This is a genomic window from Corynebacterium urealyticum DSM 7109, from assembly GCF_000069945.1.
Lineage (GTDB): Bacteria > Actinomycetota > Actinomycetes > Mycobacteriales > Mycobacteriaceae > Corynebacterium > Corynebacterium urealyticum.
Map to the genome: position 1 here is coordinate 755,139 of NC_010545.1, position 13,892 is coordinate 769,030.

Below are 13,892 nucleotides of genomic sequence, written 5' to 3' on the forward strand. Positions count from 1 at the left end.
CCCCATCTGCGATAGCGTGCGCGAGCTCGAGCACGTCCAGACGACGCTTGGTCCCGGAGCAGCTCGATCCTTTCAAGATCCGCGCTGGAGAGCCAGCGCGCTGGGCGAAGGTGTGTCTCAGCGCTTCGCTTGCGCAGCCCGCAGGCCGTTCAAAATCACGATGACCTCGGCGACTTCGTGTACCAGCACGACAGCGGCCAGGCCCAGTACACCGCTGATCGCCAGCGGCATCAACACGATGATGATGGCCAGAGACAGCACGATGTTCTGGTTAATAATCCTGCTGCCTCGACGGGCGTGCTGCAGCGCCTGCGGGATCAACCGGAGGTCGTGGCCAGTGAAGGCGACGTCAGCGGACTCGATCGCGGCGTCAGAGCCGGTTGCTCCCATCGCAATGCCCACCGTTGCGCCCGCCAGTGCCGGCGCGTCGTTGATGCCGTCGCCGATCATCGCCGTCGGCGTCTTGGAGGAGAGTTCGGCGACGATGCTTGCCTTGTCCTCCGGGCGCAGCTCGGCGCGCACGTCGTCGATTCCGGCGATTTCAGCCAGCGCCCGGGCGGTGCGAGTGTTGTCGCCGGTGAGCATGCTTACTTCCACATCGTTAGTGTGCAGGGTCTGCACGGCTTCGGGCACCTCGGGCCGCAGCTCGTCGCGGACCCCGATCGCCCCGGCAAGGGCGTCATCGACGGTGACAAGGACACAGGTCTGGCCCTCGGACTCCATGCGCTCAACGTCTGCCTTTAGTGGCCCGGCGTCGATCCACCGGGGGCTGCCCACCAGCACCCGTCGACCTTCGACAGTGCCGCCGATGCCATGTCCGGCTTCCTCGCTGATGTCCTGGGCAGCGGGCGCTTCGGGCACCGCTGCCGCGATCGCCGCAGCGAGGGGGTGCGTCGATTGCTGCTCAACTGCCGCCGCGAAAGCAAGCACCTGAGCCCGATCGAATCCGTCTGCCGGAACCACGCCGGTAACCTCGGGCTGGTTGCGGGTAAGGGTTCCGGTCTTGTCCACCGCCAGGTGACGGATTCCACCGAGCCGCTCGAACGCCGCGCCGGACTTGATGACCACGCCGAACTGGCTGGCCGCGCCAATCGCGGCTACGACTGTCAGCGGCACGGAGATTGCCAGCGCGCACGGCGACGCTGCGACCAGGACCACCAACGCGCGGGTGATCCACGTCTCGGGGTCGCCCAGCAGCGAGCCAATCACGCCGACCAGCACCGCCAAAATCATCACTCCGGGCACTAGGGGTTGGGCAATCCGGTCGGCGATCCGGGCGCGGTCGCCCTTTTCCGCCTGCGCCTGCTCGACCAGGTCCACGAGTGTGGTCAGCGAGTTGTCCGTTCCAGCTGCGGTCGTCTCGACCTCCAGCACGCCGGCGGAGTTGATTGCTCCCGCGGGCACCTCGTCGCCGGGCGCAACCTCCTCCGGAATGGATTCTCCGGTGATCGCTGAGGTGTCAAGGCTGGAGCGCCCAGACCGAATGATGCCGTCCGTGGCGATCCGCTCCCCGGGGCGCACGAGCATCAGCTCGCCAACCACGAGGTCCTTCGCTGCGACCTCGACCGCCGTGCCGTCGCGCAGCACCGTCGCGCTCTGCGGTACCAACTTCAACAGTGCCCGCAGCCCGCCCTGGGCCCGTTCCATCGCCTTGTCTTCCAGTGCCTCGGCGATCGAGTACAGGAACGCTAGCGCCGCCGCCTCTTCGACGTAACCGAGGATTACCGCGCCGACCGCGCTGATCGTCATCAGCAAACCAATGCCGAGCTTGCGCTTCGTGGCAAGGTTCCGGATAGCGCCGGGCGTGAACGTATACGCCCCTAGCAGCAGGCCGATCCAGAACAGAACTGTCGCGGGTGTCTCTAATCCGGACCAGTCCAGCGCCAGACCTATGCAGAGGGCTACGCCGGAGAAGATCGGCAGTAGCAACTCGGGGTCCTTCCACCATGGCCGATCGAGATCTTCGATCTCCGTGGCTGGTTCGTGTTCGCATCCACATGCTGAACTCATGCGTCCGCTCCTTTTCCGTCGCAGCCGGGCACCGAGCACTCAGGGTCGATGCACGGGGCGTTTTCGTCGACAGCCAACGTCGCGTTCACGAGTGCGTTGAGCGCTGTCGCGAGGTGCGGATCGGCGATTTCGTAGCGTGTCTTGCGGCCCTCCGGCTCGGCGACGACGATGCCGCAGTCACGCAAGCAGGTCAGGTGGTTCGAGACGTTCGAGCGGGTTAGGTCCAGGTCGCGCGAAAGCACGGCCGGGTAGCTCGGGCCGTCGAGTAGGGTGATCAGGATTCTGGAGCGCGTCGGATCCGCCATGGCCCGGCCGAGCCGGTTCATGACGTCGAGGCGTGAAGCAATAGTCAGCATGTGCTGAACTATACAGTATCCACTGAAATATTCAACACGCACTGAACTGACGTTGGAGCGAAGAGCTTGCGACCTGCAGGGATTAGTCGATGGGGTAGCCGATAACTGGGCTTTTGTGGTTCGGCTGCCAACCCAACGCGGGGGCGAGGTGGGTGGCGAAGTTGTCCAAGATCTTCACGTTGACGTCCACGCCTATCCCGGTGGGGATGGTGTTGAACAGGGTGCCGGCGGACATGACGGCGGCGTCGGCTTTGAGCGTGCTGTCCGCTGGTGTGCCTCCGATGCTGCTGCTTATAAGGTGGCGGGCGCTCCATGAATGCAAGGCGTAGGTCGCGCCTGAGGTCAGGCCGAGGAGGATCCCGTGGCTGACTGAGTCGTAGTCCGAGTTTCCGCACCCCCTGGCCTCTGGTGTACGCGCTAGCCCCGCTCGGGGTAGCGCACGAGGAGATCGTTGCCGATGACTGCGCCGTCGTTGAGCGTTGCCTCGCTCACCTTCGCCCCGGCTGCACCCAGGCCCATAATGTGGCCAACCTCGTCACCGTGGGCGATGAGGTGGTCGGCGATGATGCGCCGGTGGCAGCGCCACCACACCGCCTCGGAGCACATGATCGCGGTGGGAGTTTCGGCGGCGTTCGCCCGTAGCTGCGAGAGCGCGTCCGAGAACTCCTCGCCGAGCGCATGGTCGGCGTAATTGTGGAAGCTGCGGTTACGCCAGTTGCCGTTAACCTCAAACGGCACCGAGTGGGACACGTTGCGCCGCCCGGTGAGGCCCTCGCTTCTGCTGTAAGTGATGCCACATGTGGGAAGGTGTTCGGCAAGGTGGTCGTCGTTGAACCACGGGTACTTCCTGGACCCGGGCAGCTTGCGCACATCCACGATGGATGCCACACCGGCAGCCTTGATCATTTCAGCGAAGTCCTCGAAGTCGAGGTTGGAGTGGCCCACGGTGTAAATGCGCATGTCGCCAATGCTACGCGCCAAGCGATTACACTTACATCGGCTTCACGAATGAGAAGGTGACTTTGCAACGACACGTCGTGGACTTCCAGTTCACCGTCTGAGGGAGGTGGACGTACCGCCCCTCGCAACTGCCTAGCATCGGCACTGCTGGGGGCGCGCTGGAGGGCTTGTCCGTCGCCGAGTATCGGAAGGCAACGCTATCGTTCTCGGGCGCGACCAGAGATATCCAATTGGCAGTTAATGCTGCTTATAAACGCGTAAAGTTCAAGGTCCACGTCCAAAATTCTAAGGAGAGTTGGCCTTGAGCTTCAACGTGTACCTGTCCGGCGAGATCCACACCGACTGGCGCGAAGAGATCCAGCGCGGCGCGGAGGCCGCCGGGCTCGACGTCGTCTTCACCGCGCCGGTGACCGATCACCCTGCCAGCGACGCCGCCGGCGACCACCTCGGAGAAGCACCCGCGGGCTTTTGGCGCGATCACCAGTCCTCGAAGGTCAACTCCATCCGCACCCGCACCCTGATCGAGAAGGCCGACATGGTCGTCGTCCGCTTCGGGGACCAGTACAAGCAGTGGAACGCCGCCTTCGACGCGGGCTACTGCGCGGCACTGGACAAGCCTTATGTCACGCTGCATGGCGACGATATCGTCCACCCGCTCAAGGAGGTCGACGCCGCCGCGCAGGCATGGTGCACCACCACCGACCAGGTCGTCGAGATCCTGCGCTACGTGCTCAAAGCCTAAGAAAAGAGTTCGGGGGACTTGCCTCGGCGTCGTGGAACAGTTGTAAAGAAGATGAGAGGTGCGCAGCTTTGATTAAATCCGCTAACCAATATCCGGTGCACAATCTTTTCAGCCATAACGGCAATGTGCTGTACAAGGTTCCGCCCTATCAGCGTGAATACTCATGGCATAAGCCACAGTGGGAGGACCTCTTTGAGGATCTCATCGATGCTGAAGGTCCGCATTTCCTCGGTACTATCATCACGCTTGATCAGACCACGGACACTCTTGCGGAGAACATTCTCCAGGTCGTCGACGGCCAGCAACGTCTCACGACGCTGACGCTCCTGTTGGCAGCGGTGTATTCGGTGCTGAAGGAGAACATCGACGAGCTCGACGAAGACACTCGAACCGATGTCGCCAATCTAGGGCGGCTATTGGTGCTCAAGGGTGGTGGACAGACACGGGTGACTCCCCAGAAACAGGGGCACAACCTGTCTGACTACCTCAAGGTGCTCGAGGAGGCTGGGCTACCAGTTGAAGGCGAACGGAAGCCTTACTACCCCAGCCGGAAGATAGCGAAGTGCTACCAACACTTTCGTTCGGCAATCCAGAAACTCGCTGAGAGTGAAGAGGTGACCGAACCTGAAGCGGCACTCCGGGTGTATGAGGCGGCAATTCATGCCGTTATTGTCAAGATCGAGGTTGACAGCCACGCTGATGCTTTCGTTCTTTTCGAATCCCTCAACAATCGCGGGATGCCGCTGTCCCCGGTGGATTTGATCAAGAACCACCTCCTGGCTGAGTCCGAGAAGAAGCACGTCATGAACGTCGACCAGGCATTCAAGCACTGGAACGAGATGCTAACCAGCCTTGGCGATAGCTATTCCACGCAAGAGCGTTTTCTGCGGCACTACTACAACGCTTTCAAGTCGGAGCTGCCGGATGTGCCGAATGCATATGTCGCGACGAAGTCCAACCTCATCCGGATCTATGAAAAGGTACTGGGACAGGATCTTATGAGTGTGGTTGATTCTCTCGTAGCGGCGAGCAAAGTCTACGGGCGTATCAACTGTGTAGTGGAGAACGATCAGTCAACCTCGATGGACAGGGCGTTTCGGCGACTCATGCGAGCCCAAGGCGCGCCGTCCTATGTATTACTGCTGTGGCTCATTACTAAGCAGGGGGAGCTGGAGCTGACCGACTCTCACATTGAGAAGGTCACGGACCTACTCACCAGCTTCTTCGTTCGTCGTAATTTGACCGGCTACCCGCCGACCTATGCTCTCGCGAAGCTGTTCATGACGATGATCGGGGACCTGGGTTACGCACGTGGAGATGCCGTGGTGGCACTGATAGGCGAAAAGCTGGATGCGGTGTCAGCATCGGATGAGGAGTTCCATAAACGCCTCCTTGGCCCTATTTATGAGGAGAACACCGACGTCGCCCGATTTGCCCTGAGCACGCTCGCCGAGGACGCGATGACTCGGGAAACCAGAGTTGACCTGTGGCGACAGGAAAAGAATCGTTTCGTGTGGACGATTGAGCACATCCTTCCCCAGGGAGATAATTTGCCGCTCGCGTGGCAGGAAATGCTCGGTGGCGACGCCCTAGCTGCTGAAGAGCAGGAAAAGCACAAGCATCGGCTTGGTAACCTCACTATCACGGCTTATAACAGCACTCTGGGAAACAAATCCTTCATCGAGAAGCGCGATCGTAAGGACTCTAAGGGAAGGTATATCGGGTATAAGAATGGTCTCGCTCTAAACGCGGAGCTGGCTGACCGTTCTGCGTGGACCGGGGAGGACATCGAACGTCGTACCCAGGAGCTGGCGTCGAGGGTGGTGGAACGCTTTCCGCTCGCGGGGAAGGCACACTAACCAGAACTGCACGGATTGTTGCCGACGAATCTATCCCGGGCGGTCCGCGCAGTACTAATCGGCCTTTAGTTTGCCTTGGCGGGGGAGAGGAATCTTGGGCCTCTTCCGTTCTCCCTCGTTTTTCGAGGGTTTGCTAGGCCCAGGCTTGGCTTTCTTCTTTGTCATATTCTCGGTGACTGTGCCAACAGCCTTCTGTGCTTTTTGCCCCGTGTCGGAGATTCGCTCCCACGTGTTTCCGCCGAACTCCTTAGCCGAATCTAACCAGGGCTGTTGGTCCAGTCGGCCAACAGCAGCGTTCTCTAGCTCGAGATAGCCCTCCAACTCCTCGATGTGGTGGAGCGCGCTGTTTGCATTCTGTTGAATTTGGGGGGTTTTCCGGGGAGCTCGTACGCGGCGCGCAACGTCGAGGTCGCCCGCTGAGCGGGTGGTTTGCTTAAAGGTATACAGGCGTTGGGCTATGTCGCTCAGCCGCTTGGCTCTCGCTTGAGTAATACCTTCTCGGTGGGAAGCGAGATGGCTGGGTTCGTGATCGCGCACGCGGGCTAGTTCAAGGACGTACAAGCTGTCGTGCAAGTACACGCTTGTTGCAAGGATGCCGAGCCAGGCGGGGAGCTCTCTATTGAGTTTGTCTAGCTGAATGGACGCCTGTTTAATCTTGACTTTCTTGCCCTGTACCTGGTTGACGGTGTCCTCGATTTGCTCCAGTGCAAATGCTGCGATCTCGTTGAGATGTCCTCCCAGGTGGCTGATCTTTGACCACGTCGTGTCCGACACAGTGCCGCTACGGCGATAGAGCTCATCCGCTTCTTCGATCGCGTGTTGAGTGCCACGGAGCTTTGCTAGTTCTTCGTGCCTGCGCTGGCGCAGGAGCAGATCTACCTTCTCGTCGATGGCGACGAGATAGTTCTTGATCTCAGCTAACGCTGCTTCAAGCGCGATTTGGGTCATCAGACCAGCGACACCTGCTGCCATACCGGGCTTGAACGACGTTTTTTCGAATTTCAGATGTTTGATGATTTCGCCTGGATTGCCGGCGATGCGCAGATCGCCCTTGCGTATTACACCAGTGATCGGGCCCGTTCCCTTGAAATGCTTGAGCAACTCGGCGGATTCTTTATCGAGCTTGAGGTACCTTCCCGAATCCGCATGCCGCCCCATGACTGATCCCACGATTTCAGTTGCATGGATGAGGGCCTGAGAAGTGACGTTGCCGAACTCAAGGCGATTGCCGGACTGTGGCGTAGCAAAGTCGGCTTCCTCACCGAGAAGTAGAAGGCCCTTGCCGTCGCTATCGACGACGAAGCTCAACGCATTATTTGCTGAGGTCATGGAAAGCACTTTAGCAGTGGCAGCTGCTGGTGGAAGTTCTCTTAACCTTCCTAAGCAGGCAGCCGCAGCGTCACGGCGAGCCCACCTTCAGCCCGCGGAGTCAGTTCCACCGAACCGCCGTGGGCCTTCGCAATTGCATCGACGATCGCCAGCCCCAGGCCCTGACCGGCCCCCGAGGTCCGCTGCGCCCGGGCGAAGGGCTCCACCCACGTGCGAACCTCCGCCGCGTCCAGCTGCGGCCCACCTGACTCCACGGTGATCTCCGCGTTCCGACCCACCTGTGCCACCGTCACGGACGGATCCTCGCCGTGGGTGAGCCCGTTGCGCACCATGTTCTCCACCGCCTGACGCACCAGGGTGGGGGAGGCGGCCACCGTGAGCGCTTCCGCCGCCACCGGCACGCTCTGCCCACGACCGATATCACGGCATAGCGCGGCCAAATCCAGCTCCTGGCGATCCCGGACGTCCACGTTCGCCAGCTGCAGCAACGAAGCCACGGTATCGGCGGCCCGTGCATTGACCTCGCGCACCCGCCCCAAGGTGTCCCGCAGCACCTGCGCATCGCCACTGGCCAGGGCCACATCAGCCATCGTCTGGATCGTCGCGATCGGAGTCTTCAGCTCGTGGGAGGCGTTCGACGCGAAGCGGCGTTGCCGCTCGAGGGCATCCGCCAGCTCGTCGAGCATCGCGTTCAGCGCATCCGCCAACTCGCCCACCTCGTCATCAGGGCCCTGGTGGCTGATGCGGGCACTCAAGTCACCCCGGGTGACGGTCGCGGCGTCGTGCGCAAAATCCCGAAGCGGCTTAATCACGAGCCCAGCCACGAACCAACCGATCACCCCAGCGACCGCGGTGAGCAGCGCCAATACGGTCAGGGAGGCCACCAGCACGCGGCGCAGAACCTCATCGGCAATCGGCACCGCGCCGTCGATGACCAGCCCCTCATCCGGGGTTGGGATCTGGGCCATGAAAGGCACCGGCGTGAGCTTCAAATAGGCGTACACCAGGCCAATCAGCGCCAACCCCACGCCCAGGACGGTGCCTAAGAACATCACGGTGATCCGTGCCCGCAAGCTCAACTTCATCGCGGCACCTCCGCCACGTAGTAACCGGCGCCTGCCACGGTATGCACGATCCGCGGCTCGCCCAGCTTCTTGCGCAGATGGGAGACCGTTACGCGCGGGGAATTCGTGAAGGGATCGGCATTCTCGTCCCACGCCTCCGCGAGCAGATCCTCGGCGGAAATCACCCCACCGGCTGCCTCCATGAGGACCTCCAGCACGGCAAACTCCTTCGGGCTCAAGGGCACCGCCACTCCACCCCGGGTGACCTCGCGGCGGAAGGTGTCCAGCCGCACGTCGCCGCACCGGTAGACCTCGCCGCGCACCGGCAGGTTGCGCTTGGCTAGCGCATTAACGCGCGCGATGAGCTCCGGGACCTCGAAGGGCTTGGGCAGGTAATCATCCGCTCCGAGGTCGAACCCAGCCAGGCGGTCGTCGAGCGCCCCCGAGGCGGTCAGCATGATGACCCTCGTCGCCGGGTGGGTATCGACCACCCAGCGGCAGATGTCGTCGCCGTGGATGCCTGGAAGGTCGCGGTCCAGGACGACGACGTCGGGCCGGATATCGTCGATCGATGAGCGCGCGGTGGCACCGTCGTAGACCGCAGTGGCCTGCATGTTTGCGCTGTTCAGTGCGGTGCAAATGGCGTCGGCGAGGTAGCTTTCGTCGTCGACGACGAGAACGCGGATTGTCATGGCATCGATCGTAACGGCACGGGTGTTGTGCCCGCGTTAACGTCCCCGCAACATCGGCCTGCGTACCGTCCCAGCTATGCAGAACCGAAACGTTGGTATCGACGTCGCGCGCGCCGTTGCGCTCGGCGGCATGATGGTCGCCCACCTGACCTACCTGGATGGCGTGGCTGTCCAGGTGTTCTACGGCTTCCCGGCAGCACTCTTCGCTTTCATTTCCGGGGTGTCGATGGGTTACATGCGGGCGCGCCCCGCGCAACTCATCGTGCGTGGACTATGCCTGATTGCTCTGCACTTCGCGCTCGCCCCGTTCACCGGGCAGGTGTTCGTGGTGCTCGGAACCATCGGACTCTGCATGGCGTTGCTCGCCTGGGCGCCGCGCTGGAGCTCGCCCGTCCTCCTGTGGCTGGCCTGCGTGCTGACCTTTGGATCGGCGGTGCTGGCGTCCACCGCGACGGTGCTTATTCCCGCTTTCTGGCCCTACTCGCCGTTGACGTGGGGAGCGCTGATGATCGCCGGGATGCTCTTCCGGCGGCACATGCTCAGCCCGAAGCTGCTCTGGCTCGGCCTCGTTGTCGGCCTGGGGCTCTTCGCCGGGGACCTCGCGCTTCGCTGGTACACCATGCTGCCTGAGTTTTTCGACGTCGGCGGCCATACCGGTGGACTGGGCGACATCATCGGAAGCATCGGGGCGTCGGTGGGCATCTGCTCGTTGTGCTGCCTGCTGCAGCGCTGGATCGGCTGGCTCGCACCGCTGGGCCGTATGCCGCTCACGATCTACTGCATCCACGTGCTCACGGCGGATCGGCTGGCACCGGAGTGGTTCGGCTTCTGGATCAGCTTGGGCGGCGCCATCCTCATCTCTTATGCGTGGCTCGCGGTGTGTGACCGTGGGCCGCTGGAAACTCTGCTTCGCCGCATCACCGCGGTGTTTGGAAAGGATAAAAATGAAGAAGTTCGCAGCTAGCGTGGCCGCCGGGGTGGTCGCAGCAGGAGCACTCGCCATCGCACCAGCCGGTGCCATGGAGAGCAAGACCTTCGCCGGGGACACCGAAGAGGCAAAGCCGGTCGTCTCCGTCCGCGTTGATGATTCTGACCCTGAAGAGGGCGTGTGCACCGGCACCGCCATCGACCCCCACTGGGTGATCACCGCCCGCCACTGCATCGACGCAGCCGCCAAGCCGGGCGGTTCGGTGCGCATCGGCCAGGGCGACGACCAGCGGGTGTACAAGGTGGACCGTCACGAGGCCGCCCCACGCGGGGACATCGCCCTGCTCCACACTGAGCAGGAGATCAACCTGGAGACCTTCGCTGAGGTCGCGGATGAGGTGCCCACCGGGGACGTCAACATTTACGGCTGGTCTTCCGATGGCTCCGGTGGTTCCACCAAGCTGCCGTCCGCTAAGGCAAAGGTCCGCGGTGACTCGCCGCTCGCGCTCTACGAGGCTCCGAAGGCCCTCGACGTTGCCCTGAAGGACGGTGCGCGCATCCAGCCGGGCGACTCCGGTGGTGCGATCTTTGCGGACGGCAAGGTCGCCGGCATCATGTCCGCCGGTCTCTTCGAGGACCCGGAGAACCCGACGGAGGAGGAGATGAAATCTAACGCCGCTGTCTCTGTGGCACCGGTGGCGGAGCAGGCCGACTGGATCCGCGGGGTCATTGGCGGTGATGCGAAGGGCGGCGACAAGAAGGAAGACTCTAGCGAGCCTGCAGCCGCGGCGTCCTCGGAGGAGTCCGGGAACACGGCCCGCAACGTCGGCATCGGAGCGGGCGTCGTCGTCCTCGCTGCGGCGGGTGCCTGGCTGCTGCTGCGCCGCCGCGAGTCCTAAGGCTTGCCTAGTGGCCTGCCTCCTCACCCGGCGGGCCTGCATGATCGCGCCTACACTTGAGGTATAGCCGTTTAACCGCGGAAATACGTTGGCTCAACCGAAGCCGGCTAAACCGAAAAATCTCAAGGACAAGGAGTAGACATGGCAGAGACACGCGATCAGGGACCGAAGCCGTTCGTCGTCGATATCGAGAAGGAAACCCTCGATAACGAGACCTTCCGCACCGCCCTGTGGACCGGAGAGCAGTTCCAGGTCACCGTGATGAGCATCCCGGTGGGCGGCGACGTCGGACACGAGGTTCACACCAAGGAGGACCAGTTCCTGCGCCTCGAGTCCGGCCGCGGCCGCGTCGAGATGGGCCCGTCCAAGGATGAGGTGACCTTCACCGAGGAGGTCTCCGCCGACTGGGCAGTCATCGTTCCGAAGGGGACCTGGCACAACATCATCAACATTGGTGATGAGCCGATGAAGCTCTACAGCATCTACGCACCGCCGCACCACGCGCACGGCACCGTCCACCAGACCCAGGCGGACGACGTCGACTAAAAAGTTCGCTTCGCGACGAGGGAAAAGCGCCCAGCCGACCGGCTGGGTGCTTTTCTTGTCTTGTTATCGTTAACTTTCCCTTCCCCCCTTCCCTGGGGCCCGATGCGGGGCCTATGGACGGGGCCTACCCCACCGAGAGGATTCCGTGAGCATCACTGACCCCGAAAGCGTCATCACCGTCAGCGCCACCGTGATCCGGGACCCGCATGGCCGGGTGCTGTGCGTGCGCAAGGAGGGCTCGCCCTACTTCCAGCTGCCTGGCGGCAAGCCGGAGGCCGGCGAGTCTAGCGCGCAGGCCGCCACCCGGGAGGCCGCGGAGGAGATCGGCGTGGAGCTCAAGGAGGAAGACCTGAGCTTTCTGGGAATCTTCAGCGCGCAGGCCGCCAACGAAAAGGGCTTCCAGGTGCGCAGCACCGTCTACACCCATCCGTACACCGAGGCGCTGGGGCAGGTGGCCGGCGGCCAGGCGGAGATCGCGGAGACCCGGTGGCTGGACATCACGACACCCGAGGAGCTAGATGAACAGCTCGCCCCACTGTTGGCTCAGCGCATCGGGCCGGCGCTGGGCAGGAGGATCAACTCGGTGACCGTGTTCACCGGGGCCAAGACCGGCACGGGGGAGGAGTATGTGGCACAGGCCCGCGAGTTCGGCCAGCCGCTGGCGGACCGGGGCATCACCTTGGTCTACGGCGGCGGGCACGTCGGGCTGATGGGGGAGATCGCCGACGGCGTCCTAGAAAACGGTGGGCATGTGGTCGGCGTGATGCCGCGGCACCTGGTGGACGAGGAGATCGCCCACCCCGGGCTCTCCGCGCTGCTGGTGGTGGAGTCCATGGCCGAGCGCAAGCAGGTGATGACCGACCTGGCAGACGGCTTCGTCGCGCTACCGGGTGGGGTGGGCACCCTCGATGAGGTCTTCGAGGTATGGACCGGCCTCCAGCTCGGCACTCACGGCAAGCCGGTGGCGCTGTGCAACTCCCGGTTCTGGCAGCCGCTGGTCACGGGGTTGGCTGCGATGGTCAGCGAGGGCTTCATCCGCGCGGCGGACATCGATTCGCTGATCGTCACCGAGGACGCGGCCGAGACCCTGGAGCGCTTCGAGGGCTGGCAGCCGCCGCGCCCGCGCTGGTCCTAGCTCTGCTTCGGCGCGTTCGCTGCAGCGTCAGGGGCCTGATCCGACGCCGCCGCGGCTTGCTGCGACGCGTAGCGTTCGTCGTATTCCTCGAGCTTGTCGAGCATCTCCTGGTGCTGGGCGGCCTCCGGGGAGTCCTCATACTCGCCCTCACCCTCATGCTGCTGCTCCAACTCATCCTGCAGCTTCTCACGGAAGCGCTCGTTATCCGGTGCGGTGCCGCGGATGAGCGTCGCGATGCGACGCAGGTCGCGGGTGGACGCCTTGGCCGGAGCCGTAGCGTACTTCCAGATGCGGGAGCGGGCCTTGCCTTCCGCCTCGATACGGCTCGCCGTCTTGAAACGCCACAGGATCAACGCACCCACGATGACCATGCCAATCCAGCCCAGGATCGGGAAGACCACGGAGACCAGGTCGCCGAAGCCCACGAAGCTCACTCCGAAACCGACCAGCACACCCAGCAGATACACCGGGCGGTAGGCCTCCGGCTTCTTGGCGGTCATGCGACGACCCAGGGCATAGAACATGCCCAGGGCTGTGTTGAAAACCATGAACACCACGACCACACTGGCGAAGTGGCTGAACCACGGTGCGATGTGCGTCGTCAGCGCCAGGATCGGGACGTCGGAGCCGAGGACCAGCGGAGCGGCCAGCAACAGCATGATGACCTCGACGACCACCATGGTGCTGTAGATCAGCCCACCCAGCAGACCACCGCGGATCGCGGTTTGCATGTTGCCACTATCACCGCCGATGACCAGGATCATGCTGATGCCGGTGGCTAGCGTCATGCCCGTGTAGTTCAGTGCGGAGAGCCACCATGGCCGCACTGGGGACTCGTTTTGTGCTCCGATGGCAGCAAGTTCCGTGAAAGAGCCGTCCGGTTTATTCAGCAGCACCCACACGAAGACGATGAAGATCACCACGACGATGAGGGGCGTTGCTCCGCCGATGATCGTCGACACGCGGTCCACGTCCAACAATCCCACCAAGGCGATGATGATCGTCAGGCTCAATGCGCCGATCCAGGGCTGAACGCCCCATTGCTGCTCGACGACGGCACCGGCGCCGGCAATCATGATGAACCCAATGGCGAATTGGGTGACGGTTGCTCCCGCATCCATCACCTTGGAGATGATCGGGTGAGAGATGCGGTTGAAGACGGAGGAGTGCTCTTCGGCGAGGAAGAAACTTCCCGCCGTCATCGCGACGATCGCGGCACCCGCGGTGGTGATGGCCGCGACGAGCACACCCCACACGCCCATCGTGCCGAAGCTGACGAAGTACTGGGTAACTTCCTTGCCGGTTGCAAAGCCAGCGCCGACCAGTAGCCCGACCAGCGCCAACCCAATTTTGATGCTTCTCATTCTTAACTT

Annotated in this window: 14 protein-coding genes; 6 read left to right on the forward strand and 8 right to left on the reverse strand. The window is 62.8% G+C overall.

The features are described 5' to 3' along the window. Positions 1 to 117: 117 nt before the first annotated feature. From CU_RS03175 to CU_RS03190, 4 genes are all read right to left on the reverse strand, one after another. A complete protein-coding gene (locus tag CU_RS03175) occupies positions 118 to 2,010 on the reverse strand; it encodes a heavy metal translocating P-type ATPase (RefSeq protein WP_012359886.1) in 1,893 nt (630 codons plus the stop codon). Continuing rightward, entirely contained in the window at positions 2,007 to 2,366 is a 360-nt protein-coding gene (gene cmtR, locus CU_RS03180) for a Cd(II)/Pb(II)-sensing metalloregulatory transcriptional regulator CmtR (protein WP_012359887.1), read from the reverse strand. Before cmtR ends, CU_RS03175 begins: the two co-directional genes overlap by 4 nt. Before the next feature lie 82 nt (positions 2,367 to 2,448). Continuing rightward, on the reverse strand, positions 2,449 to 2,601 hold the full coding sequence (locus CU_RS10915; RefSeq protein ID WP_231837739.1) for an alkane 1-monooxygenase: 153 nt from the start codon (positions 2,599 to 2,601) through the stop codon (positions 2,449 to 2,451). 182 nt (positions 2,602 to 2,783) lie between these two features. Next, positions 2,784 to 3,326 (reverse strand): DUF488 domain-containing protein, encoded by a 543-nt coding sequence (locus CU_RS03190; protein WP_012359889.1) that lies wholly within the window; start codon positions 3,324 to 3,326, stop codon positions 2,784 to 2,786. Between the two features lie 301 nt (positions 3,327 to 3,627). Between CU_RS03190 and CU_RS03195 the strand changes: the two genes are divergently transcribed. Then, the gene (locus CU_RS03195) at positions 3,628 to 4,068 is read left to right on the forward strand and encodes a YtoQ family protein (protein ID WP_012359890.1); all 441 of its coding nucleotides are present in this window, start codon (positions 3,628 to 3,630) and stop codon (positions 4,066 to 4,068) included. 68 nt (positions 4,069 to 4,136) lie between these two features. Then, complete coding sequence (locus CU_RS03200) at positions 4,137 to 5,927, forward strand: DUF262 domain-containing protein (RefSeq protein ID WP_012359891.1); 1,791 nt, start codon at positions 4,137 to 4,139, stop codon at positions 5,925 to 5,927. A gap of 54 nt (positions 5,928 to 5,981) precedes the next feature. On the opposite strand, the gene CU_RS03205 is transcribed toward CU_RS03200, so the two are convergent. Genes CU_RS03205 through CU_RS03215 form a run of 3 tightly spaced genes read right to left on the reverse strand, consistent with a single transcriptional unit; the run spans position 5,982 to position 9,012 of the window. After that, entirely contained in the window at positions 5,982 to 7,256 is a 1,275-nt protein-coding gene (locus CU_RS03205) for a hypothetical protein (protein WP_012359892.1), read from the reverse strand. A 50-nt stretch (positions 7,257 to 7,306) separates the two neighbouring features. Continuing rightward, complete coding sequence (locus CU_RS03210; RefSeq protein ID WP_012359893.1) at positions 7,307 to 8,341, reverse strand: sensor histidine kinase; 1,035 nt, start codon at positions 8,339 to 8,341, stop codon at positions 7,307 to 7,309. After that, the gene (locus CU_RS03215) at positions 8,338 to 9,012 is read right to left on the reverse strand and encodes a response regulator transcription factor (RefSeq protein WP_012359894.1); all 675 of its coding nucleotides are present in this window, start codon (positions 9,010 to 9,012) and stop codon (positions 8,338 to 8,340) included. The genes CU_RS03210 and CU_RS03215 overlap by 4 nt, the downstream gene beginning before the upstream one ends. Before the next feature lie 76 nt (positions 9,013 to 9,088). Between CU_RS03215 and CU_RS03220 the strand changes: the two genes are divergently transcribed. From CU_RS03220 to CU_RS10305, 4 genes are all read left to right on the forward strand, one after another. Next, positions 9,089 to 9,976, forward strand: coding sequence for a DUF418 domain-containing protein (locus tag CU_RS03220; protein ID WP_012359895.1), 888 nt, complete (start codon positions 9,089 to 9,091; stop codon positions 9,974 to 9,976). Continuing rightward, a complete protein-coding gene (locus tag CU_RS03225; RefSeq protein ID WP_012359896.1) occupies positions 9,957 to 10,838 on the forward strand; it encodes a trypsin-like serine protease in 882 nt (293 codons plus the stop codon). Before CU_RS03220 ends, CU_RS03225 begins: the two co-directional genes overlap by 20 nt. 141 nt (positions 10,839 to 10,979) lie before the next feature. Continuing rightward, positions 10,980 to 11,384 carry a cupin domain-containing protein gene (locus CU_RS03230; RefSeq protein WP_012359897.1) on the forward strand — a complete coding sequence of 135 codons (405 nt, stop codon included), beginning with the start codon at positions 10,980 to 10,982 and terminating at the stop codon, positions 11,382 to 11,384. A 145-nt stretch (positions 11,385 to 11,529) separates the two neighbouring features. After that, a complete protein-coding gene (locus tag CU_RS10305) occupies positions 11,530 to 12,519 on the forward strand; it encodes a TIGR00730 family Rossman fold protein (RefSeq protein WP_012359898.1) in 990 nt (329 codons plus the stop codon). On the opposite strand, the gene CU_RS03245 is transcribed toward CU_RS10305, so the two are convergent. Beyond that, complete coding sequence (locus CU_RS03245) at positions 12,516 to 13,883, reverse strand: YkvI family membrane protein (RefSeq protein ID WP_012359899.1); 1,368 nt, start codon at positions 13,881 to 13,883, stop codon at positions 12,516 to 12,518. The genes CU_RS10305 and CU_RS03245 overlap by 4 nt on opposite strands. Positions 13,884 to 13,892 lie beyond the last annotated feature (9 nt).

Coding starts and splice junctions, on each gene's coding strand:
- CU_RS03175 (WP_012359886.1), bottom strand. CDS start 2,010: ATGAGTTCAGCATGTGGATGCGAACACGAACCAGCCACGGAGATCGAA.
- cmtR (WP_012359887.1), bottom strand. CDS start 2,366: ATGCTGACTATTGCTTCACGCCTCGACGTCATGAACCGGCTCGGCCGG.
- CU_RS10915 (WP_231837739.1), bottom strand. CDS start 2,601: ATGTCCGCCGGCACCCTGTTCAACACCATCCCCACCGGGATAGGCGTG.
- CU_RS03190 (WP_012359889.1), bottom strand. CDS start 3,326: ATGCGCATTTACACCGTGGGCCACTCCAACCTCGACTTCGAGGACTTC.
- CU_RS03205 (WP_012359892.1), bottom strand. CDS start 7,256: ATGACCTCAGCAAATAATGCGTTGAGCTTCGTCGTCGATAGCGACGGC.
- CU_RS03210 (WP_012359893.1), bottom strand. CDS start 8,341: ATGAAGTTGAGCTTGCGGGCACGGATCACCGTGATGTTCTTAGGCACC.
- CU_RS03215 (WP_012359894.1), bottom strand. CDS start 9,012: ATGACAATCCGCGTTCTCGTCGTCGACGACGAAAGCTACCTCGCCGAC.
- CU_RS03220 (WP_012359895.1), top strand. CDS start 9,089: ATGCAGAACCGAAACGTTGGTATCGACGTCGCGCGCGCCGTTGCGCTC.
- CU_RS03225 (WP_012359896.1), top strand. CDS start 9,957: ATGAAGAAGTTCGCAGCTAGCGTGGCCGCCGGGGTGGTCGCAGCAGGA.
- CU_RS03230 (WP_012359897.1), top strand. CDS start 10,980: ATGGCAGAGACACGCGATCAGGGACCGAAGCCGTTCGTCGTCGATATC.
- CU_RS03245 (WP_012359899.1), bottom strand. CDS start 13,883: ATGAGAAGCATCAAAATTGGGTTGGCGCTGGTCGGGCTACTGGTCGGC.